Origin of the sequence: Roseateles sp., from assembly GCF_031397715.1 — a bacterium.
Classification (GTDB): Bacteria; Pseudomonadota; Gammaproteobacteria; order Burkholderiales; family Burkholderiaceae_C; genus Paucibacter_A.
Genome location: NZ_JANNMI010000234.1, coordinates 1 through 22317, shown reverse-complemented (window position 1 = coordinate 22317; position 22317 = coordinate 1). Strand labels below are relative to the sequence as shown.

The 22317-nt window shown below is 64.4% G+C and carries 20 protein-coding genes and 2 pseudogenes; 15 read left to right on the top strand and 7 right to left on the bottom strand.

Annotated elements, in window-relative coordinates; genetic code table 11:
- From RMO57_RS10180 to RMO57_RS10155, 6 genes and pseudogenes are all read left to right on the top strand, one after another.
- Positions 1 to 130: pseudogene (locus RMO57_RS10180) on the top strand (branched-chain amino acid ABC transporter permease); the annotation flags it as partial.
- Positions 123 to 269: pseudogene (locus tag RMO57_RS10175) on the top strand (amino acid ABC transporter substrate-binding protein); the annotation flags it as partial. The pseudogenes RMO57_RS10180 and RMO57_RS10175, both read left to right, overlap by 8 nt.
- Positions 270 to 368: 99 nt before the next feature.
- Entirely contained in the window at positions 369 to 1247 is an 879-nt protein-coding gene (locus RMO57_RS10170) for a branched-chain amino acid ABC transporter permease (RefSeq protein WP_310386270.1), read from the top strand.
- Between the two features lie 9 nt (positions 1248 to 1256).
- The gene (locus RMO57_RS10165) at positions 1257 to 3260 is read left to right on the top strand and encodes a branched-chain amino acid ABC transporter ATP-binding protein/permease (RefSeq protein WP_310386268.1); all 2004 of its coding nucleotides are present in this window, start codon (positions 1257 to 1259) and stop codon (positions 3258 to 3260) included.
- Between the two features lie 14 nt (positions 3261 to 3274).
- Positions 3275 to 4000, top strand: coding sequence for an ABC transporter ATP-binding protein (locus RMO57_RS10160; protein WP_310386266.1), 726 nt, complete (start codon positions 3275 to 3277; stop codon positions 3998 to 4000).
- Between the two features lie 221 nt (positions 4001 to 4221).
- Entirely contained in the window at positions 4222 to 6501 is a 2280-nt protein-coding gene (locus RMO57_RS10155; RefSeq protein WP_310386264.1) for a PBP1A family penicillin-binding protein, read from the top strand.
- Here the strand turns inward: RMO57_RS10155 and RMO57_RS10150 are convergent.
- Positions 6498 to 7628: a beta-ketoacyl-ACP synthase III gene (locus tag RMO57_RS10150; RefSeq protein ID WP_310386262.1), complete on the bottom strand. Its 1131-nt coding sequence runs from the start codon at positions 7626 to 7628 to the stop codon at positions 6498 to 6500. The two genes, RMO57_RS10155 and RMO57_RS10150, sit on opposite strands and share 4 nt — an antisense overlap.
- 104 nt (positions 7629 to 7732) lie before the next feature.
- Entirely contained in the window at positions 7733 to 8221 is a 489-nt protein-coding gene (locus RMO57_RS10145) for a hypothetical protein (RefSeq protein ID WP_310386260.1), read from the bottom strand.
- 207 nt (positions 8222 to 8428) lie between these two features.
- Between RMO57_RS10145 and RMO57_RS10140 the strand changes: the two genes are divergently transcribed.
- The 4 genes from RMO57_RS10140 (at position 8429) to RMO57_RS10125 (ending at position 11659) form a co-directional block, all read left to right on the top strand.
- On the top strand, positions 8429 to 9034 hold the full coding sequence (locus RMO57_RS10140; RefSeq protein WP_310386258.1) for a hypothetical protein: 606 nt from the start codon (positions 8429 to 8431) through the stop codon (positions 9032 to 9034).
- Positions 9035 to 9101: 67 nt separating this feature from the next.
- The gene (locus RMO57_RS10135; protein ID WP_310386256.1) at positions 9102 to 9857 is read left to right on the top strand and encodes a metallophosphoesterase family protein; all 756 of its coding nucleotides are present in this window, start codon (positions 9102 to 9104) and stop codon (positions 9855 to 9857) included.
- 1 nt (position 9858) lies between these two features.
- Positions 9859 to 11328, top strand: coding sequence for a bifunctional serine/threonine-protein kinase/universal stress protein (locus RMO57_RS10130; protein ID WP_310386254.1), 1470 nt, complete (start codon positions 9859 to 9861; stop codon positions 11326 to 11328).
- A 1-nt stretch (position 11329) separates the two neighbouring features.
- Positions 11330 to 11659 carry a YkgJ family cysteine cluster protein gene (locus RMO57_RS10125; protein WP_310386252.1) on the top strand — a complete coding sequence of 110 codons (330 nt, stop codon included), beginning with the start codon at positions 11330 to 11332 and terminating at the stop codon, positions 11657 to 11659.
- 16 nt (positions 11660 to 11675) lie between these two features.
- Here the strand turns inward: RMO57_RS10125 and RMO57_RS10120 are convergent, their stop codons facing one another.
- Positions 11676 to 12863: a tetratricopeptide repeat protein gene (locus tag RMO57_RS10120; protein ID WP_310386250.1), complete on the bottom strand. Its 1188-nt coding sequence runs from the start codon at positions 12861 to 12863 to the stop codon at positions 11676 to 11678.
- A 157-nt stretch (positions 12864 to 13020) separates the two neighbouring features.
- Between RMO57_RS10120 and RMO57_RS10115 the strand changes: the two genes are divergently transcribed.
- The 4 genes from RMO57_RS10115 to RMO57_RS10100 all read left to right on the top strand — a co-directional run bounded on the left by RMO57_RS10115 (position 13021) and on the right by RMO57_RS10100 (position 18063).
- A complete protein-coding gene (locus RMO57_RS10115; protein ID WP_310386248.1) occupies positions 13021 to 13926 on the top strand; it encodes an ion transporter in 906 nt (301 codons plus the stop codon).
- 28 nt (positions 13927 to 13954) lie between these two features.
- A complete protein-coding gene (locus tag RMO57_RS10110; RefSeq protein WP_310386247.1) occupies positions 13955 to 15325 on the top strand; it encodes a TAXI family TRAP transporter solute-binding subunit in 1371 nt (456 codons plus the stop codon).
- Between the two features lie 68 nt (positions 15326 to 15393).
- Positions 15394 to 16410 carry an ABC transporter substrate-binding protein gene (locus tag RMO57_RS10105; RefSeq protein ID WP_310386246.1) on the top strand — a complete coding sequence of 339 codons (1017 nt, stop codon included), beginning with the start codon at positions 15394 to 15396 and terminating at the stop codon, positions 16408 to 16410.
- 3 nt (positions 16411 to 16413) lie between these two features.
- Positions 16414 to 18063 (top strand): diguanylate cyclase domain-containing protein, encoded by a 1650-nt coding sequence (locus RMO57_RS10100; RefSeq protein WP_310386244.1) that lies wholly within the window; start codon positions 16414 to 16416, stop codon positions 18061 to 18063.
- Here the strand turns inward: RMO57_RS10100 and RMO57_RS10095 are convergent.
- On the bottom strand, positions 18055 to 18954 hold the full coding sequence (locus RMO57_RS10095) for an RDD family protein (protein ID WP_310386242.1): 900 nt from the start codon (positions 18952 to 18954) through the stop codon (positions 18055 to 18057). The two genes, RMO57_RS10100 and RMO57_RS10095, sit on opposite strands and share 9 nt — an antisense overlap.
- A gap of 148 nt (positions 18955 to 19102) precedes the next feature.
- Here RMO57_RS10095 and RMO57_RS10090 point away from each other — a divergent pair, with 148 nt between their 5' ends.
- Positions 19103 to 20146 carry a patatin-like phospholipase family protein gene (locus RMO57_RS10090; protein WP_310386273.1) on the top strand — a complete coding sequence of 348 codons (1044 nt, stop codon included), beginning with the start codon at positions 19103 to 19105 and terminating at the stop codon, positions 20144 to 20146.
- 34 nt (positions 20147 to 20180) lie between these two features.
- Here the strand turns inward: RMO57_RS10090 and RMO57_RS10085 are convergent, their stop codons facing one another.
- The 3 genes from RMO57_RS10085 to RMO57_RS10075 all read right to left on the bottom strand — a co-directional run.
- Positions 20181 to 20597, bottom strand: a complete 417-nt coding sequence (locus RMO57_RS10085) for a PaaI family thioesterase (RefSeq protein ID WP_310386240.1) — start codon at positions 20595 to 20597, stop codon at positions 20181 to 20183.
- Positions 20594 to 21079 carry a VOC family protein gene (locus tag RMO57_RS10080; protein ID WP_310386272.1) on the bottom strand — a complete coding sequence of 162 codons (486 nt, stop codon included), beginning with the start codon at positions 21077 to 21079 and terminating at the stop codon, positions 20594 to 20596. The genes RMO57_RS10085 and RMO57_RS10080 overlap by 4 nt, the downstream gene beginning before the upstream one ends.
- Before the next feature lie 2 nt (positions 21080 to 21081).
- Positions 21082 to 22317, bottom strand: a 1236-nt coding sequence (locus RMO57_RS10075; RefSeq protein ID WP_310386238.1) for a biotin/lipoyl-containing protein, incomplete at its 5' end; no start/stop codon positions are given.

The window sequence follows — 22317 nt, the reverse complement described above, 5'->3', positions numbered from 1 at the left end:
GCTGATGCTGGGGGCACTGGTGGGCCTCACCCTGGTCACCGTGGTGGGGCTGAACTACTGGCTGGCGCTGCCGGTGGTGTGCCTGTTTGGCGCCGTGCAGGGCATGTTCGTCGAGCGCCAAGGATCACGAGGCCATCACGCCCAACATCCCGGTGTTCGGTGAGGTCAAGGGCCAGCGCGTCGTCTACGCCTACCCGGAGGACTTCAAGAGGGCCTCGGAAGTGCGCCTGAAGGACGCCAACGCCAAGGGCGCTTTGGTCAAGAAGTAAGCCTGTACGGCTTGCTTTTACCGGGGCCTTGCGGCCTCGGCAGCCCTTTTTTGATTGAACCCTCGCGCGCCGCCCCTGGCGGCGCGCCGGAGCGCACCCATGCAAATTCTGACCCAACTCGTCTTCAGCGGCATTGCCCTTGGCATGATTTACGCCGTCATTGCCTTCGGCTACCAACTCACCTTCGCCACCTCGGACACGCTCAACTTCGGCCAAGGCGACGCGCTGATGCTGGGGGCACTGGTGGGCCTCACCCTGGTCACCGTGGTGGGGCTGAACTACTGGCTGGCGCTGCCGGTGGTGTGCCTGTTTGGCGCCGTGCAGGGCATGTTCGTCGAGCGCATCGGCGTGCGCCCGGCGATCAAGATCAAGAGCGAGTTCGGCTGGATCATGTCCACCATCGCGCTCGGCATCATCTTCAAGAACGTGGCCGAAAACGTCTGGGGTCGCGATGATTTGAGATTCCCTTCCCCGCTGCCCGAAGCGCCGATTCAACTCTTGGGTGCCAATGTCTTGCCGATGGAGCTGCTGGTCGTGTTCGGCGCCCTCGCCCTGATGTTGTCGGTGGAGGTATTCAACCGCCGCTCGATCTACGGCAAGGCCGTGGTGGCGACCTTCAATGACCGCGACGCGGCCAAGCTGATGGGCATCAACACCGGCCTCGTCATCACCTTTTCCTACGCCTTGTCTTCGCTGACCGCCGCCTTCGCCGGCATGTTGATCGCGCCACTGACGCTGACCGGCGCCACCATGGGTGCCGTGCTCGGGCTGAAGGCCTTTGCGGTGGCCATCATCGGCGGGCTCAACAGCGGCATGGGCATCGTCGTCGGCGGGCTGATCCTGGGCATCGCCGAGACCTGCACCGGCTACTACCTCTCCACCGGCTACAAGGATGTGCCGGGCCTGTTGCTGCTGCTGATGGTGCTGGCCATCAAACCGGCCGGCCTGTTCGGCAAGACCGCCATCAAGAAGGTTTAAGGAGCTTGTATGCAGACCCCGATCAATCACATGAGCACCCCTGACACCGCCGTCGCAGCCAACGCTGCCGCGCGCAAGGTTGGCCCTAACGTCCTCGGCCCCTGGGTGCTCGGCGTGCTGGCCGTGCTGGCGCTGGCAGCCTTCCCGCTGGTGGTGCACAACCCCTACTACGTCCACCTGGTCGAGACGATTCTGATCTACGCCATCGTGCTGTTCGGCCTGGACATCGTGGTCGGCTACACCGGCCAGGTCTCACTGGGCCATGCCGGCTTGTTCGGCATCGGTGCCTACACGGCCGGCGTGCTGGTGTTCCAACTGGGCGCCTCGCTGTGGGTCACGCTGCCGGCGTCGATCGCGGTGACCGCCTTGTTTGGCGCCTTGCTGGCCTTGCCGGCACTGCGCGTCTCCGGGCCCTATCTGGCGATGGTGACGCTGGCCTTTGGCACCATCATCCAGATCCTCATCAATGAAATGAGCTTCTTGACCGAAGGGCCGATGGGCATCAAGCTCGCCAAGCCGGCGCTGTTCGGTCACAAATTGGATGAGGTCGAATTCTTCTGGGTGGTCGCCGCGATGCTGGTGCTGTCGCTGGTGTTCGTGCACCGCGTGCTGCGCTCGCATCTGGGGCGCGCCTTCGAGGCCTTGCGCGGCAGCCCGGTGGCATCGGACTGCATGGGCGTGTCGGTCTACCGCTACAAGGTCTACGCCTTTGTCATCAGCGCCGGCCTGGCGGGCTTGAGCGGCGCGCTGTATGCCTACTCCGAGCAGTACATCAGCCCCAACACCTATAACTTCGAGTTGACCGTGATGTTCTTGCTCGCGGTCATCATGGGGGGGCGCAAGAGCCGCGTCGGCTCGCTGCTGGGTGCCGCCATCATCGTGCTGTTGCCCAAGCTGCTGGACGACCTGGCGTGGTTTCGCATCGGCGCGGTCGGTTTGGCGCTGCTGATGCTGGTCGGCGCCGTCGTGCTGCTGGTCAAGGGCCGCAGCACTTGGCAGCGGATGGCCGTGCCGGTGCTCGGCAGCATCGCCTTGGCCGGTGTGTCTTTCGTGCTGCAAGGCATGACGGAATGGCGGCTGTCGGTGTTCGGCGTGATCACGCTGTTCGTCGTCTACTACCTGCAGGACGGTATCGTCGGCTTCGTGCGTCAAGCACTCGGTATCAAGCCGGCGCACGACGCCGCTGCGCTGGCCGCGGACACGGCTGCGGGCGAGAACGCATTGATGCGCGCCCAGGCAGACACACCCGCCGAGCTGCTGGTGGCCGAGGGCGTGCTGATGCAGTTCGGTGGCCTGAAGGCACTCAATCAGGTTGACCTGCGGGTACAGCGCGCCACCGTACACGGCCTGATCGGGCCGAACGGTTCGGGCAAGAGCACGATGATGAATGTGCTGACCGGCATTTATGAGCCCACGGCAGGCAAGGTCGCCTTCTGCGGCCGCGCGGTCAACGGGCGCACGCCGGCCGACATCGCGCTCAGCGGCATTGCCCGCACCTTCCAGAACGTGCAGCTGTTTGGCGAAATGACGGCGCTCAACAATGTGATGGTCGGTCTGCACCACAGCTTCAACAGTAATTTGCTGGATGTGGCGCTGCAGTTGCCGCGTTATCGGCGCGAGCATGCGCAGGCCAGCGCGCGCGCCATGGCGCTGCTGCGCTTTGTCGGCCTGAGCGATCTCGCCCAGGAAGAAGCGCGCAACCTGCCCTACGGCAAACAACGGCTGCTGGAGATTGCACGCGCGCTGGCGCTCGATCCGCAATTGCTGCTGCTGGATGAGCCCGCCGCCGGCCTGACCGCGCCGGACATCAAAGAGCTGATCGCCATCATCGAAAAGATCAAGGCGCAATGCATCACGGTGATCCTGATCGAACACCATATGGATGTGGTGATGTCCATCTGCGACACCGTCAGCGTGCTCGACTTCGGCCAGAAGATCGCCGAAGGCAGCCCCGCCGCCGTGTGCAACGACCCCAAAGTGATCGAGGCCTACCTCGGCGCCGAATCCGTCTAACCGGAAAAGCCAAAATGCTCCAAATTACCAATCTGCATGCCGGCTACGGCAAGGTCGAAGTGCTGCAAGGCATCAGCATCACGGTGCCCAAGGGCCAGGTGGTGACGCTGATCGGCTCCAACGGCGCCGGCAAAACCACCACCATGCGCGCCATCTCCGGCATGATCGCGCCGAGCAGCGGCGACATCAGCCTCAACGGCCAAGCGATCGGCGGCCTCGAATCCTTCTACATCGCCCGCAAGGGGCTGGCCCACTCACCGGAAGGCCGGCGCGTGTTCGCGACCATGAGTGTGGCCGACAACCTCTTGCTCGGCGCCTTCCCGCGCATCACCGGCGCGCGCCCGCGGGGGGATGTCAAACGCGACCTGGAGCGGGCGATGGAGCTCTTCCCCCGCCTGAAGGAGCGCCGCACGCAACTGGCCGGCACGCTCTCGGGCGGTGAGCAGCAGATGCTGGCGATGGCCCGTGCGGTCATGCTCAACCCCGAGGTGCTGCTGCTGGACGAGCCGTCCATGGGTCTGGCACCGGTGCTGGTGGAAGAGGTCTTCAAGATCATTGCCCGACTCAAGAGCGAAGGCGTGACCATGCTGCTGGTGGAACAGTTCGCCGCCGCCGCGCTGGCCGTGGCCGATTACGGTTATGTGCTGGAAAATGGCCGTATCTCGGTGCATGGCCCGGCGCACCAGCTGCGCGACGATCCGGCCGTGAAAGCCGCTTATCTGGGCAGCGGCGTGCATTGAGGCCAGTCTGGTTTACACCGGCATTCCAAAGCGATTGCGGTAGTCGCGCGGCGTCAGCGGCGCCCAGCGTTTGAACACCTTCTGGCCCTGCTGCAGGGCCGCCCTTTTGCTCAATTCAAGGCATCCAGCTTGCACCAAACAGGGCGCTGCGGGTTTGAGCTGGCGCAAATGCGACGGCGCCGATGGCCCCGGCGGCCGCCGCCATAATCCCAGCTTTGCCATTGAGCCCGCTTGAACCGCGCGCACCGTCCTTGAAGAAATTGCTGATCTATGGCGCCGCGGCTGCCGGCCTGCTGCTATTGCTGCTGGCCATGGCCGCCGCCTTTGTCTACCCCACCCTGCCCGCTATTGACGAGCTGAGCGACTACCGGCCCAAGCAGCCGCTGCGGGTGTTCACCGCCGACGGCGTGCAGATCGGCGAGTTCGGTGCCGAGCGGCGCAATTTTCAGACCCTGGATCAGATCCCGCAGCTGATGCAAGACGCGCTGCTGGCGGTCGAAGACCACAAGTTCTACGAGCATGGCGGCCTCTACTACACCGGCATCGCGCGGGCCGCGCTGGCCAATCTGCTGCAGCCGCGCAGCCAGGGTGGTTCCACCATCACCCAGCAGCTCGCCCGCACCTTCTACCTGACCAAGAAGAAGATCTATTCGCGCAAGTTCGTTGAGGTGCTGCTGGCCTTGAAGATGGAGGGCCAGTTGAGCAAGCGCGAGATTCTTGAGATCTATATGAACCAGATTTATCTGGGCCAGCGCGCCTATGGCTTCGAGGCGGCGGCGAACGCCTATTTTGCGAAACCGCTGAAGGACTTGTCGCTGGCCGAGACCGCGATGCTGGCGGGCTTGCCGCCCAACCCGGCCTATGCCAACCCGATCGTCAACTTTGAGCGCGCCCGCAAACGCCAGCAGGTGGTCTTGAACCGCATGCAGGAACTGGCGCTGATCACACCCGAGCAAGCCCAGGCCGCCAAGGCCGAGAGCTTGCATATACGCAGCGCACAAGACCCGCGCTTGCATGCCGAATTTGCCGCCGAAATGGCGCGTCAGGTCGTGCACGCCCGCTATGGCGAGGAGACCTACACCTTGGGCCTGAAGGTCTACACCACGCTGATATCGACCGAGCAGGCGGCCGCCTACAAGGCCTTGCGCCGCAGCCTGATGGACCTGGAGCGGCGCAAGCCCTACCGCGGGCCCGAAGGCTTCGTCGACCTGCCGCAAGAGCTTGCCAAACTAGACGCCGCCATCACCCAGGCGCTGGCCGAGCACCCGGACAACGACGAGCTGCGCGCGGCGGTGGTGACCCAGGTCAGCCCCGGCAAGGTGATGGCCAGCCTGCAAAGCGGTGAGGACTTGGTGCTGGCTGGAGACGGCCTGCGCGGCCTGCAAGCGGCCCTATCCCCCAAGGCCAAAGACAGCTTGCGAATCCGCCCCGGCGCCATCATCCGGGTGTTGCGCGGCGCGCCGACCAAGGCCGAGCCCAAGGGCGCCTGGCTCATCGTGCAGGCCCCCGAGGCCGAGGGCGCTTTGGTGGCTTTGGAGCCTAGTAACGGCCACGTCCATGCGCTGGTGGGCGGTTTTGACTTTGCCAAGAACCAGTTCAACCATGTCACCCAGGCCTGGCGCCAGCCCGGCTCCAGCTTCAAACCCTTTGTCTACTCGGCCGCACTTGAGCAAGGCGTCACGCCGAGCACCCTCGTCAACGACGCACCGCTGGTGTTCGGTGACTGGGCGCCGAAGAATTACGACGGGCAGTTTGATGGTCCGATGACGGTGCGCCAGGCGCTGGCGCGCTCGAAAAACATGGTGACGATTCGCTTGCTGGAGTTGCTGGGCCCGGCCAAGGCGCGCGACTGGGCGGCCCGCTTCGGCTTTGAGCCCGAGCGTCAGCCCGAGGATCTGACTCTGGCCCTCGGCTCGGGCAGCGTCACACCGATGCAGCTGGCCAGCGCTTACGCGGTGTTTGCCAATGGCGGCCACCTGCTGGCGCCGCAGCTGATCACCAAGATCATCGACAACAAAGGCGCCGTGGTCTTTCAAGCCGCCGAGCCGAGCCGCAGCGAAGAAAACCGCGCCATCTCCGAGCGCAATGCCTTTTTGACCAGCAGCTTGCTGCAGGAAGTGACACGCAGCGGCACGGCCGCGCGCGCTCAGGCGCAGTTGCGCCGCCCCGACCTGTACGGTAAGACCGGCACCAGCAATGACGCGGTCGACGCCTGGTTTGCCGGCTTTCAGCCCGGCCTGGTGGCCGTGGTCTGGATAGGCTATGACCAGCCGCGCGGCCTGGGCGACCGAGAAACCGGCGGCGGCCTGGCGCTGCCGGTCTGGATCGACTTCATGGCGGTCGCGTTGAAGAATCAGCCGGTGCGCGAGCTCTTGGCCGGAGATGGCCTGGTGCAGGACCATGGCGACTGGAGCTTTGAGGAATTCGCCGGCGAAGCAGGCATCAGGACCTTGGGCCTGGACGCCGCGCCCAGCCTGCCGGCGTCGGCGCCTGCTTTTTAGAGCTTACGCACCAGCACGCTGCCGACCGAGTAGCCGGCGCCGAAGGAGCAGATGACGCCCAGGTCGCCGGCCTTCAAATCGGCGCGGTGCTCGTGGAACGCGATGATGGAGCCGGCCGAGGCGGTGTTGGCATAGGTGTCCAGAATCAGCGGCGCGACGTCAGAACCCGCTGTCGCGCCGGTCTCGCCGATGAGTTTTTTGATCACCAGCTGATTCATGCCCAGATTGGCCTGGTGCAACCAGTAACGCCGCACATCGGCGGGCACGGCGGCGGCGGCTGCCAGATGCGCTTCAATGTGCGCAGCGGCAATTGGCACCACTTCCTTGAACACCTTGCGGCCCTCTTGGCGGAAGGTCTTGTCGCGCGCCAGCGGGTCGCTGTCTTCGGCGCGGTTCATGAAGCCAAAGTTATTGCGGATATTGTTGGAGAACTGCGTCGCCAGCTTGGTGCTGACAATTGCCCATTGGTCGGCCGCCGTGGCGTTATCGGCCCGCTCGACCACGATCGCGGTGCAGACATCACCGAAGATGAAATGGCAGTCGCGGTCACGCCATTCCAGATGGGCCGAGGTGATCTCGGGGTTGACGACCAGCACGCATTGGCTGGCGCCCGAGCGCACCGCGTTGAAGGCCTGCTCCAGCGCAAAAGTGGCCGAGGAGCAGGCCACATTCATATCAAAGCCGTAACCGCCGGCGCCCAGGGCGGCCTGAATCTCCACCGCCATCGCCGGGTAGGCGCGCTGCATATTGGCGCTGGCGCAGAAGATCGCGTCCACATCGCTGGCCTGTTTGCCGGCCGCCGCCAAGGCTTTGCGGCAAGCGTCGACGCCGATTTCGGCCATCAGCGACAACTCGTCGTCGGCCCGCTCGGTGAAGCGTGGGTACATGCGGGTCGGGTCCAGCACGCCGGCCTTCTCGATCACATAACGCTGTTTGATGCCGGAGGCTTTTTCGATGAATTCGACGCTGGAATGAGTGAGGGCGACCCGCTCGCCGGCTTTGATCGCGTCAGCGTGCTCGGCGTTCTGCAAGTCGGCATAGGCATTGAAGGCCAACACCAGTTCGGCATTGCTGATGACGTGCGGCGGTTGATAAAGGCCGGTACCGCTGATGACGGCTGAATACATATGAGATTTCCTGGCGCCGACGGCGGCGCAAATGGCGGTGGGGTCAAGCTTGCGGCCTGCGCCTGACTTGAAGTGAGCTGAATTTTAAGGCGCCGCGAACTTACTCAAGAGCAAGTCGAGCGCAGCTGGCGCAGGGCCACATTGTCGGCCGGCAAATTGGCCGGGGTTTCAGCGGCGAAATAGCGTTCGCCATGTTGCAGCTCCGTGCTGCCTGCCGGCGGCCAGCCCCTGACCGCCACCACGCCCGGCACCAGCTGGGCCAAGCTGACCCGGCCCTTGTCGACATCCCGCTGGCACACCAGCAGCACGCCGTTGCCGGCCAGCACACGTCCGCGCAGGCTGGTCAGGTTGGCATTGGCGGCGGACTTGAGGGCCGCGGTTTCGGGCGGCAGAGCCAACAAAAAGAAACGTCGCCCACCCGGGTTTTGCGACAGCGCCCGCTTGGCGGCGGTCTGAAAGCTGAAGCCGGCCCCGGCTATATACAGCCCGCCCTCGGTCGGTGCGGCCAGCGCCGACAGGCTGGCCGCTGCCCAGCCTATGGCGATCGTTTTGAGCAGCGTGGGCCCTGCAGATCCAAAGGTCAAACCGCTCATGCACCAACTCCTTAACTGAAGGCAGAACCGCCGCGAATACTAAATCATTGGCAGGCCCGCGCGGGCTCGCCGAGGGGCAGGGAAAAACCCCTGCTCGGCCAGAACTCGGCCCGTATACTGGGCGCCGCTCAAAGCCGGCGTGGCCTGACGCGCTTACTCTGTGTGAAGTCAAATCGTTCCTACCCTAACCTTTTTAGGAGTTCACCGATGACACCAATCGCTTACAGCTCGGCAGCGGCAGCTCTGCTCGCACTCAGCTTCAGCCACAACGCCGTCGAAGCGCAGTCACGCGTTCAGTACGGGCGCATCACCAACGTCACCGCCACCCAAGTCAACAGTGGCTCAGCGCAAACCGTCGGCACGCTGGTCGGCGGCGGTGTCGGCCTGGCCAGCGGCAGCGGCCAGTCGGGCAGCAACCGGGCGCTGCGCACGGTCGGCGGCGCCGCGGCCGGTCGCGGCATTGGCAATATGGCCGGCCGCACACAGGCGTTTGAATACACGGTGCTGGTCGGCGGCACCACCACCACCCGCATCGTGTCGGACCAGGCCGGCAAACGGGTCGGCGATTGCGTTGCCGTTGAGCAGGGCCAGTTCAGCAATATCCGCTTGGTTGATGATGCCCGCTGCAACCCGCCACCTGCGCGCGCAGCGACACCGGCACCCGCGCCCGCGCCGGCGCGACCCCCGGCCCAGGCCGCTGCCGTGGAAACCGCCAGCGCTTGCGATCAGGCCAAAGCCATGTTGTTGAATGCCGAAACCGACGAGGCCTTCGCGCTGGGCGAACGCCGCATGCGCCTGCTGTGCGGCGAGTAAGGCTGCATCAATATTTTTTCCCCGCTGTACCGTAGCCGTCAGCCAAGCATGGCATGCTGATCCGGTCATGAAAATTGCACTCATCACCGATTTGCACGCCAACGCCCAAGCCTTCTCCGCGGTGCTCGAGCATGCGCAGAGCCAGGGCGTTACTGATTACGCCTTGTTGGGGGACTTCGTCGGCTATGGCGGCGACCCCGGCTGGGTCGTCGATAAGGTGCGCGAGCTGGTAGCGCAGGGCGCCGTCGCGGTGCTGGGCAACCACGACGCGGCGGTCGTCAAGGGCGAGGCGCCGAGCATGCGCGAGGAGGCCCGCGCCGCCATCGAATGGACGCACGCTCGGTTGAACGCCGAACAGCTGGCCTTTCTCGACCAGCTGCCGCTCAGCGTGACCGTGGAAGACCGCCTGTTCGTGCATGCCAATGCCTTCGACCCCAGCGGCTGGGCCTATGTGCAGGGGCGTTTGGAGGCGATGCGCAGCCTGCATGCGACGACCTGCCGCTTCACTTTTTGCGGGCATATGCATGAGCCGATGCTGTATCACCTCTCGGGCACCGGCAAGGCCGGCGAGTTCACCCCGACCCCCGGCATCGCCATTCCCTTGCTGCCGAATCGGCAATGGCTGGTGATTCCCGGCTCGTGCGGCCAGCCGCGCGACGGCAACCCGGCGGCCTGCTATGCCGTTTTCGACAGCCGCAGTAGCGAGCTGAGCTTCCAGCGTGTGCCCTATGACGTCGAAGGTGCGGCCGCCAGCGTGCGCGCCTCCGATCTGCCACCAGCCCTGGCTGAGCGTTTGGCCGAGCGCCTGCTGACGGGGCAATAGCATGAGCGCTGAGTCCACGTTCGGCGCAGCCACTACCCTGTTCCCACCGATTGGCATCCTCGAGCCCGGGCTGGTGCTGGACGGCTTCCGCCTGGAGGAGCGCCTGCATCAGGGCGGCATGGCGAATTTGTGGCGCGTGACCCGGGTCGAGCCGCTGGCCTTTGAGCCCTTCCCGCTGATCATGAAAGTGCCGCGCATCAAGGGCGGCGAGGACCCCGCAACAATAGTCGGCTTCGAGACCGAGCAGATGCTGATGCCGGCCTTGAAGGGCCCGCATGTGCCCAAGTTTGTGGCCCGCGGCGACTGGACGCGCCAGGCCTATATCGTGATGGAACAGATTGGCGGGGCATCGCTGCGGCCCCGCTTTGACGAGGCACCGCTGCCCCTGGACGAGGTGGTCGAGATCGGCATCAAGGTGGCGCTGGCCCTGCAGGACCTGCACCTGCAGCATGTCGTCCATCTGGACGTCAAGCCCAGCAACATCATGTTTCGCCCCGACGGTACGGCGGTGCTGGTCGACTTTGGCCTGTCCCGCCATGATCATTTGCCTGACTTGCTGGAGGAGGAGTTCTCGCTGCCGATGGGCACCGGGCCCTATATGTCGCCCGAGCAGGTGCAGTTTGTGCGTAACGACCCGCGCAGCGACCTGTTCGCGCTGGGCGTGATGCTGTACCACCTGGCTACCGGCGAGCGCCCGTTTGGCCAGCCCTCGTCCGTACGGGGTCTGCGCCGACGCTTGTATGTCGAGCCGGTGCCGCCGCGTGCCATCGACCCTGATTTGCCGCCCTGGTTTCAAGAGATCGTGCTGCATTGCCTGGAGGTCAAGGCCGAGCGCCGCTATCAAAGCGCGGCGCAATTGGCGCTAGATTTGCAGCACCCCGAGGGTGTGCCGCTGACCAAGCGCAGCGAGAAGATCAGCAGCAGCGGCCTGTTGAAACGTTTGAAGCGCTGGTTTTTTGCCCTCGGTGCCGAGCCCTCGGCCCAAGTCAGCGTGGCCGCCCATCTGGCGCGCAGCCCCATCATCATGGCGGCCGTCGATATCCAACACGCCACACCCGCCCTGTTGGAAAAGCTCGGCGAAACCGTGCGCCGCATCGTGCAGGCCGAGCCGGGCGCCCGGCTGGCCTGCGTCAGCGTGATGAAAACGCAGCGCATCGGCATGGACGCCTTGACCGACAAGGAGGGCAAGAGCGTGCATGTCAAACAGCTGATCGGACTCAAGCATTGGGCGCGACCGATCAGCCGGGCATTGGAGTTAGGCGATGGACGGCTGACCTTTCATGTGCTGGAAGCGCCCGACGCCGCCGCCGCCATCCTCGAGTTCGCGGCCAAGAGCGGTTGCGATCACATTGTCATGGGCGCGCGCCGGGCCTCGACCTTGCGACGCTACCTGGGCAGCGTGTCGGCCGAGGTGGTGACGCAGTCGGCCTGCACCGTGACCGTGGTGCGCGAAGTGGCGCGGGCCAACTGATATGTCCGCCAACCCCTGCTTGAGTTGCGGCGCCTGCTGCGCCAGTTTCCGGGTCGATTTCGCCGCCCAAGAGCTGCAAAGCCAAGGCGGCTGCGTGCCCGACGGCCTCACGGTCGAGTTGAACGCCCGCCTGAGCCGGATGCGCGGTACCGACCATCTGGCGCCGCGCTGCGCGGCCTTGGTCGGCACGGTGGGCGTGCAAGCCGGCTGCGGCATCTATGAATGGCGGCCGGCGCCGTGCCGCGAGTTCGGGCTGCGCGCACCGCTGGGCATCGGTGATGAGGCCTGTGCCCGCGCACGCGCCCGGCATGGGCTGGCAGCGTTGAATTGACGCCTACAGTGACGTCTTACCTCAACGGCATTCGGTGCTGCTTCAACAGGTCCAGTTTGCTGGTGTAAAGCAGCCGGTCTTGCTGGGTCGTGCTGTTTTCCAGCGCCAGGTTCATTTGGCGGCGCGCTGCACCCAAGTCGCCCAGACCGTAATTCGCCAGCGCCAACCAGAAATGGAACTCGTGCACATAGGCCGACCGCGCAATTTCCTTGCTGAACCAGTCGCTGGCCGCTGCGTAGTCGCCCGCCTTCATCGCCGCCTGCCCCAAGTCAAAGAACCGGAAGGGCGGATAAGGTTGCAGCTGCGCGAGCTGCTGTGCCCATTGCGTCGCTTCGGCCTCCCGCCCCAACTCCTTCAGCAGCAGCACCAGATTCGACATCGCTTGGGTGTTGCCGGGCTCTTGGGCCAGGACATGGCGCAGCGCCGGCTCGGCCAAGCCCAGATCTCCATGACGACGGTAGATCACGCCCAGCGTGTTGTAGGCGGCCAGCATTTTGGGGTCGGACTGCAGCGCGGCGCGGGCCCACCAATAGGCCGCGTCAATCTGGCCAGCCTGCAGATTCTCGGCCGCACGGTTGTTCATGAACATCGCCACGATGGTGTGCTCTTCAATCACCTGCACGCGCTGGCGGCTGCCCGGCGGCAAGCGCATGAAGTCCACCGTCAACATGCGGCTGTCGCCGGCCGAATCGCGGCCTTCCGACAGGCTGGGGCCGAGGCTCAAATTGACATGCCCGTTCAGAAGATACAGATCCCCGCTGCGACTCCATAGCTCATCCACATAGACGCTTTGATAGCGCACCGGCAGGCCCAGCTGCTTGGCAAAGGCCGCCGTCATGATGACCAAGGACAAACAGTTGCCGCGCCGGTCAGCGAAGGCTTGGGCGGCGCTGCGGGTGTCGCCCGTGTCGTACTCGAGCTGCAAGGCGCTCTTGTTGTACAGCGCATCCAACAGCCCCTGGCGGCTGCCTTTGCTGCGCAGTTGCGCGCGCATGCCGAAGTCCAGATAGGCCTGCATCGCCGGGCTGAAAGCGAACACCTGCTCGGCAGCCAAGTCCTGCGCCGCCGGCTTGAACAAGCCATCATGAAAAAGTTGCACCGGCACCGGCGGCGGTGGTGCGGTGGCACAGCCGAACAGAGTCAGAGGTAGAAAAAGGCTAAGACACAGCAGCAGGCTGACCTTTGAGCGGCTCCAGAACTTCATGGCGGCTCCTTGCTCGAACTTGGGGGTGAGGCCGTTGAGTCAGGGAAGACTCAAGCTGATCCTACTGCTGGGGGCGCGCCGACGCCACGCACTTGATCCCCGCGAAACCGCCTTCCATCCCTGGACTTACACGCTTGCTCGGTTACGCTTCACACCCATGAGTGATTCGACGACGACCAGAGCGCAGCCGGCAAGATCGGCAAAGTCCGCAGGCGTGGCCGAGTTCGGCCGCCCCTTGCAGGGCTGGCGGCTGCGGGCCTACACCATCATCTTTGAGGCCGACACCCGGGCCGGGCGGCGCTTCGATCTGGCCTTGATCGCGGCCGTATTGCTCAGCTTGGCCTTGGTGATGCTGGAGAGCGTGGCCAGTTTCAGAGCGGCGCACAAGACCTGGCTGACCTGGGCGGAATATGCCTTCACCGCCCTCTTCACGCTGGAGTATCTGCTGCGGCTGGCCTGCGTACGCCGGCCGCTGCGCTATGCCACCAGCTTTTTTGGCATCGTCGACCTGCTGGCCGTGTTGCCGATTTATCTGGCCTTCTTTTTCCCCGATCTGTATGCCTTGGTTGACATCCGGGTGCTGCGCCTGCTGCGGGTTTTCAGGATACTCAAACTCAACAACTACGTGAACGCTTACCTGGGCTTGGGGCGTGCGCTGCGCGCCAGCGCCAGCAAGATCTTGGTGTTTTTGTCGGCGGTGTTGATGATTGTGCTGATCATGGGCACGGTGATGTATGTGGTCGAAGGGCCCGAGAACGGCTTCACCAGCATCCCGGTCAGCGTCTACTGGGCGATCTCCACGGTGACGACGGTGGGCTTCGGTGACATCACCCCGAAGACCGATCTGGGCCGCGCGATTGCCTCCGTCATGATGCTGCTGGGCTGGGGGGTGTTGGCCGTGCCGACCGGCATCATGACGGCCGAAATGGCGGCCCAGCGCATCGGTGAAGCCGCCGCACCGACCACCCGCACCTGCCATGCCTGCCTGCGCGAAGGCCTGCAGGTCGACTCGCACTATTGCCGCCATTGCGGCGCACCGCTGCCCGACTACCAACGTGATTGACGCCACGCCCAAGCTGCCAAGCCACCCCATGCCACGCAAGCACGACAAGGGCGGACTCGTTTTTTGGGGCTTGCTCGCTTTGCTCGCCATCGCGTCCTTCATCAGCTTTTGGCTGGTGGCGAAAAAAATGAGCCCCACGCCGCCCAGAACCCTGGTGATGACGACCGGCAGCGCAGACGGCGCTTATCACCAGTTCGGCCTCAAGTACCAGGCCTTGCTGAAACTGCACGGCGTTGCGCTGACGCTGAGCAACTCGACCGGCTCGGTGGAGAATCTGGCGCGCTTGCAAGCGGGCGCGGCCGATGTCGGCTTTGTGCAAGGGGGCTTGGGGCCAATGGCCACGGCCGCCCATACCCGGACGGCGAATTTTGAAGCCGTGGACGACGACTGGGCCCAGGCCACGCCGCTGCGCTCGCTGGCCACCATTGGGCATGAGCCGGTCTGGATTTTTTCGCGTGAGCCAAAGCTGTCGGCCGGCCTGGGCGCCCTGCGCGGGCGGCGCGTGGCCGTGGGCGTGGCCGGCAGCGGCAATCAGACCATTGCGCTGGAGCTGCTGGGGAACTACGGTTTGCTGGGCGCGCAGCTTGAGCCACTGGGTGGCACCGAGCTGCTGACGGTGGGCGGCTTGTCGGCCGCCGACCTGCTGATAAATCAGGCGATCGACGCCTTTATTCTGGTGGCGTCGGTGCAGGCGCCGGCGGTGCAAAAACTGCTGGCCAGCGACGGCCTAAGCCTGGCCTCGCTGGTCCAGGCGGAAGGTCTGGCGCGGCGCCTGCCCTACTTTCAAACCGTGGTCCTGAAACGCGGTTCGGTCAGCCCGCTGCTCGACCGCCCGGCCGACGACATCACCCTGCTGTCCACCACCACCAATCTGGTCGTGCAGGAAGATTTGCACCCGGCGCTGGCCTATTTGCTGCTGGAGGCCGCGCGCCAGGTTCACCGTACACCCAGCTTGCTGGCGCGGCCGGGTGAATTCCCCAGCCCGCAAGGCACGGACTTTCCCTTGTCCGACGAATCGGCGCGTTACTTCAAGAACGGCCGGCCTTTTTTACAAACCTATCTGCCCTTCTGGCTGGCCAATTTGGTGCAACGCATGGCCTTGCTGATCTTGCCTTTGCTGGCCCTGCTGCTGCCGATGCTGCGCCTGTTGCCCTGGCTACGGGTGTGGCGCCAGAGCCGGCGTTTGTACCGGCATTACGGCGAGCTGAAATTCTTGGAGCAAGAGTTGATGACCCGCGCCTTGAGCGCGCCCGAGCGCCAGCACGCCTTAGAGCGCCTGAGCCGCATTGAGCAGGACATTCAGTCCACCCGCTTTCCGCTCGACTTCAGCGACCGCGTCTACACCCTGCGCCAACATGTGGACTTGGTGCGCAGCAAGCTGGCAACACCTGACCCCTAGGGACGCTTTGCAAGTCCAGCCAAGCCTGCCATGCCAAAATAGACCCATAGGCAAGCCAAGGCGGGTTTATGACGAGTATTGAAGCCGGCAGCACACGACGTCTAGCAAGCCTGAGCCGCAACTGGGTTTGCGGCCTGCTGCTGGCGCTGTGTCTGGCGCCGCTCAACGCCGCCGAACCGCTGCGCATGGTGATTTCGATGACGCCGTTGGCGCTACCGATTTTTGTGGCCGAAAGCCAAGGCTACTTTGCCGCCGAAGGCCTGCAGCTGCAGCTGCAAGAAGTTGTCGGCGGGCACCGTGCGCTGCAGCTGCTCAACGAAGGCAAGGCCGATCTGGCGACCGTCTCCGAAGTGGTGGTGATGTTCAACAGCTTCAGCCCGCCGCAGTTCGCCGTGCTGGCCAGCTTCGTCAGCGGCAGCAACAACAGCAAGCTGGTGTTGCGCCCGAACACCGGCATCAAGCAGATCAAGGACCTCAAAGGCAGGTGCATTGGCACCGTTTTGGGCACCTCCAGCCACTACATGCTGGAGCTCAGCTTGCTGGCCAGCGGCGTCGATCCCAAAGACGTAAAAATCATTCATGTGCAGCCGGAGGCGATGGCCGATTCATTGAAAAGCGCTGCGGTCGACGCGGTCGCGATTTGGGAGCCGCTGCCCTTCAAACTTTTGCAGGCGGTGCCCGGCAGCAGCATCTTGCCGACGGTCGGCAGCTATTGGCTGAGCTTCAATCTGATCGCGGCCAAGCACTTGTTGGGTCGGCGTGACGACGAGCTTGAGAAGCTCTTGCGCGCCCTGGACCGGGCGGCACGCTTCATCGCCACCCAACCCGCCCAGGCGCAAACGCTGCTGCGCGAGCGCCTCAAACTTGATCAAGCCTTCGTCGACTGGATCTGGGCCGACAACCACTACCGGCTCAACCTCGACCAATGGCTGCTGTCCAGCATGGAGGCCGAATCTCGCTGGGCCCGCCAAGGTGGGCTGGCCAAGGACTATGTCAAGGGCGCCGCCCTGCCTAACTACCTGGACCTGATCTATGCCAAACCGCTGCGCAAGGCCTTGCCCAGTGGTGTGGGCCTGATCGAATAGCCCATGCGCATCCGTGGCCTGCTGATCTCTTTTATGTCCGGCGCGCTGCTGCTGACCCTGGGCCTGGGCGTCGGCATCAGCCGCCTGGCCACCGAGAGCGCCGAGCTGGCGCGCACTGAGCAGCAAGCCCGCAAAAGCTCGCAGCAGGTGTCGGCGCTGCTGGTGCTGGCCCACGAATATGCGCAACACGGCGAGGCCAGGACGGCGCAGCAATGGCGCACCCTGCATGCCCAGATCGTCACGGGGCTGCAAAGCAATAGCCTGACGTCGGTCGAGTCGCTCAGCAGCGCCGCGCTGCTGGACCAGTTGTTCGCGCAGTTGCTCGAAGCCAGCAAGCCCCCTGCCGGTGCCTTGGACGACGCGGCCGAGCAAGACCTGCGCCAGCGCCGCAGCAGCCTGCTGCTGGACCAGCTGCTGTTGAACTCGCAGGTCTTGGCCGACTCGGTGCAGCGGCGCGGCGAAGAGGCCGACCAAGGCCGGCGCCGGCTTGAGCAAAACACCCGCGAGTTGGCCATTGCTATTCCCATGCTGACCTTGTTGATGTTGGCCGGGCTGGCGTGGCTGCTGAACCGGCGGGTCCTCAAGCCGCTGCAGCATCTTGGCCGCACCATTGCCGCCATTTCCCAGGGCGATCTGAGCCAGCGCAGTGCCACCCGGACGGTTGATGAATTCGGCGACCTGTCGGCCCATTTCGATGCCATGGCCGTGGACCTGGTCGGCGAACTCAGGCGCGAGGTGGCGGTGCGCAAACAAGCCGAAGCGCAGCTGCAACTGGCCGCCAGTGTGTTTACTCACGCCCGTGAAGGCATCCTGATTACCGACCCGGACGGCGCCATACTTGATGTCAACGAAACCTTCACCCTGATCACCGGCTACAGCCGCGAAGAGGTCTTGGGACGCAACCCTCGCTTGCTCAGCTCGGGCCGCCATGACGCAACATTTTTCGCCGAATTCTGGAGCGCCTTGCTGAACCAGGGCAGCTGGACCGGCGAAATCTGGAACCGCCGCAAATCGGGTGAAATCTATGCCGAGATGCAGACCATCAGCGCGGTGCGCGACGCTCAGGGCCAGGTCAAACAATACCTGTCGCTGTTCTCCGACATCACCACCCTCAAAGAACATGAGTCGCGGCTGGAGAGCATCGCCTACCATGATGCCTTGACGGGCCTGCCCAACCGGCTCTTGCTGCACGACAGGCTGCAACACGGCATGCAGCAATGCAAACGGCGCAAAGACATGCTGGCCTTGGTCTATCTTGACTTGGACGGCTTCAAAACCATCAATGACCGGCACGGCCATGCATGCGGTGACGCCTTGCTGATCGGCATTGCCAAAAACATCAAGCAGACCTTGCGCGAGGGCGACACGCTGGCCCGCCTGGGCGGGGACGAGTTCATCATCTTGCTGGTCGACCTGCACACACCCAACGATTGCAAGCCGATGCTGGAGCGCGTCTTGAGCGCCGCGGCCGAGCCGGTCGACTACGACGGTTTGAGCCTGCAGATTTCAGCCAGTTTGGGCGTCGCCTACTACCCCCAAGCCATGGACATCGATGCGACCCAGTTGCTGCAGCAAGCCGACCAGGCGATGTACCGCGCCAAGCATGAGGGCAAGAACCGCTTTCAGATCAGCAGCATGGGGGGTTTAGAGTGAGTCTGAGCGTTGCGGCTCGCTCATGCGGGCCTGGCTGCGCGCATCAATGACCACCGTATGGGCGGTCTTGTCCTGAATTGCCTGGCGGTTGCTGTCCCAGATCAGCTGCACAAAACCGCTGCCGCCGGTGGCCAGGCCGGCCGCATAACCGCCGAAGCGTTTGAACAAAATCAGTGGCGTCAGCCGCTTGGCCGTCAGCTCCATCACCTGCAGCCCGAGCAAACGCTTGCCCGGCGTTTGCCCCGGCCAAAGCAGCGGCAGCAGAGTGAAATAGAGCGCCCCCCAAAAGTAGCTGAGGCCGATCTTGTCAACCCAGTACCTGAACTCATCATGCAGGGCATAAAAGAGCGGCGCCCGGGCTCGCTCCAGCTGCGCTTCCAGGCGTTCAATCCGCCGCGCCTGAGGATCATGGAACTCAAAGCCCTCGCTGACTGCGGGCACGGCAGCCGCCGCGGAGGCAGCAGATGCAGCAGACGCAGCATCGGCAGGCAAGGCCACGCTCACGACGGGCAGCGCTGCTGGCGGTTCGCCCGCATCATGCCAAGCCTGCACCGTGCCGCCGATGGCAAACACGGCCACCCACAGCCAACCCCAAGGCCGCGGGCCGGTCACGGCCTTGCGCCCGAATAACCATCGCGACTGACCGAACACCTCGGGCCGGTGCTGCCGCAACCACAGCCACAGCGCCAGCCCGGCCGCCAACAGCAGCCAGAAATTGCCCATTTGGATCGCCAGCGCCAACAAGCCCAGGTCCGCAGCCATCGCAAACAGGCGCTGGCGCGGCGTGGCCAGGGGCAGACCCAGCAAGCTCGGGGCGACGTTCAAATCATCCGGCGTGACCCAGGCGCGTGGGTCAAATTTTTTCGGAGCGGAGGCGGCAAGTTCGGGCATCTGGGTGGGCGGCAGGATTGTGCCGGCATCTTAACGAGCAACTTCTGCGCATCCCGGCGGGCACACCCGGGCATACTCCTACACAGCGTAGGGAGCATTCACCATGGCCAATCGACGCAAGTCCGCCACCGCCACCGCAACTGACACCATGACAGCCGGTGCCAGCCCCGTCATCAATCTTGCCCTGCAAGGCGGCGGCTCGCATGGCGCCTTCACCTGGGGCGTGCTGGATGCCTTGCTGGAGGACGGGCGCTTGCAGATCGAGGCGGTCAGCGCTACCAGCGCCGGCAGCCTGAATGCGGTGGCCTTGGCAGATGGCCTGCGCAAAGCGGGCTGCGACGGCGCCCGCCAAGCGCTGAGCGAGCTATGGCGCGCCGTCGCCGATGCCGGCCGCCTGAACCCCTTGCAGCCGCCCTGGCTGGACGCCTTTATGCACGGTATGCACGGCATTCGGCAATCAGCGCAGGCTGCATGGTCACCAACGCATGCATGGGCAGCGGCGATGCTGCAGATGTTCTCGCCCTATCAGCTCAACCCGCTGAACCTGAATCCGCTGCGCCAGATCGTGCAAAACCAAATCGACTTCGAGGCCTTGCGGCGAGGCTCGCCCATCAAGCTGTTCCTGAGTGCCACCAATGTCGAGACCGGCAAGATCCGCGTCTTCAGCGGGGCCGAGATCAGCGTCGACGCGGTGCTGGCAAGCGCCTGTTTGCCGACGCTGTTTCAGGCGGTTGAGATTGGCGGCGAGTATTTCTGGGACGGCGGCTATATGGGCAACCCGGCGATCTTCCCGCTGATTTATGAGAGCGTGGCGGCGGATGTGTTGATCGTTCATGTCAACCCCATCCTGCGCCAAGGCGTGCCGCGCAGCTCGGCAGCAATCGCCAACCGCGTCAATGAGATCAGCTTCAACTCCTCGCTGATGCGTGAGATGCGCGCGATCGCTTTTGTCACCGGCCTGATCGACCGCGGCAAGCTGCAGCCCGAGGACGCCCGCCGCATGCGCATCCACTCGATCCGCTGCGACGAGCTGATGGCAGCGCAAGCGGTGGAAAGCAAGATTGACACCGCCTGGCCCTATCTGACCGAGCTGCGCGACGCCGGGCGGCAGCAGGCGCTGGCTTGGCTGGAGCAGCATGGCGCCAAGGTCGGGGTCGAGTCGTCGGTCGACATCCGGCAAGAGTTTTTGTAAAGCCAAGCGAGGTCAGCTGTCGGCCATTGCCTGCTCAAGCGCGCGGGATCGCGTAAGTTCCCACCGCATGCGCAACAGGTTCGGGATCGCCGTCGGAGAACAGATCCACTTCGCCGACGGCCAGCGTGCGGCCGACTTTCTTCATCCGGCACACCCCCAGGATGTCTTTGTCGGCGGCCGGTTTGCGCAAAAAGTTGATATTCAGGCTGGTCGTGACAGCCAGCGGCTTGATGCCGATTTGGCCCAGCAAGGCCACATACAGGGCCACATCGGCGACCGTCATCAGCACCGGCCCCGACACCGTGCCGCCGGGGCGCAACTCGGCGCTGCCCACCGGGTGCCGGACGGTGGCCGTGCCGGTTGAGGACACGGCTTCGACCGTGCACTTGGTTTGCGGTAAATTTGCGGCCAAAAAAGCGGCAATCTCGGCGTGGCTGGGTGCGCGGCTCAATTGCCAACGGCTCCGCCCAGCGCCGCGATCACCTCGGCCGGCGCCTGCACCAGCTCGATCAGCACGCCCTCCCCGCCAACGGGGAATTCGGCGCTGCTCTTGGGGTGGATAAAACAGATATCGAAGCCGGCCGCGCCCTTGCGGATGCCGCCGGGTGCGAAGCGCACACCGTGGGCCGTCATCCACTCGACCGCCCGGGCCAGATCGTCGACCCAGAGACCGACATGATTCAGCGGCGTGGTGTGGACGGCGGGCTTCTTGTCCGGGTCCAGCGGCTGCATCAGATCGACCTCGATCTTGTGCGGGCCTGTGCCGATTGAGCAGATGTCCTCGTCGACGTTCTCGCGCTCGGAAACGAAGTTGCCGGTGACCGTCAGGCCCAGCACATCGACCCAGAGCCGACGCAGCGCCTGCTTGTCCGGCCCGCCGATGGCGATTTGCTGGATACCGAGGATGCGATAGGGTTTGGCGTTAGTGGTCATCATCATTCAAACCGCAAAATCAGCTGATCCACCGCCAGGCTTTCGCCTACTTTGGCCAGCACCTCGGCGATTTTGACGTCCTGCGTGGCCAACAGGATGTTCTCCATCTTCATCGCCTCGATCACCGCCAGCCGTTCGCCCGCCTGCACCACCTGACCGGGTTGGGTCGCGATCTGCACCAGCAAACCAGGCATCGGCGAGAGCAGGAACTTGCTGGTGTCAGGCGGCGCCTTGAACGCCATCTTGGCCTGCAGCTCGGCCGCACGCGGCGACAAGACATTGACGACGATGGCGTAACCATTGTGCTGCAACCGGTAGGCCAGCGGCTGCCGGGGCGCGCCGCGCTCGGCCTGGGCGACAAAGGGTTCACCGTTGACCGTGCCCGTGAGCCGGATGTCGTTCAGGCGCGAATTGCAGACGATGCGGAAGTTTTTATCACCGACCCGCACCAGCGCCTCGCCCAGATGGCCGACAAACTCGGAGATGTGCAGCTCGTGGCGAGTCTGCTGGCCGGCCGAGCCTTCCGACACCAAGGCCACATAGTCATGGTCGATGCGCACCTCATGGCCGGGCATCTGACCGGTGATACCGGCCTCGCGCTCGCGCGCCTTGCGCCGAATGAAACCGGCCAGCGCGACCAGGAACAGCGGGTCGTCATGCGGCACGTCCTCGGCCCTGAAGCCTGCGGCATAGTGCTGGGCGATAAAGCCGGTGTTGAAGTCTCCCGATTGGAAATCCGCATGCGCCAACAACGCCGACTGAAAAGGAATATTGCTGGAGATGCCGCGAATCACAAAGCCGTTCAGCGCCTCGCGCATCTTGGCGATCGCCTCGGCGCGGTCCTTACCGTGAACGATCAACTTGGCGATCATCGAGTCATAGAACATCGGGATCTCGCCGCCCTCGACCACGCCAGTGTCGACGCGCACGCCACCGCCCTCGGGGACCGGCATCGCAGCCTCCATGGTCTGCAGGGGCGGCAGGTAGCGCACCAGCCGGCCGGTCGACGGCAGGAAACCGCGGAACGGATCCTCGGCATTGATGCGGCATTCCATCGCCCAACCGCGGCGCGGAATCTGTGCCTGCGTGAAAGGCAGTACCTCACCGGCGGCGACGCGAATCATCAGCTCGACCAGATCCAGGCCGGTGATGCATTCGGTGACCGGGTGCTCGACCTGCAGCCGCGTATTCATCTCCAGGAAATAGAAGCTCTGGTCCTTGCCGACAACAAACTCGAC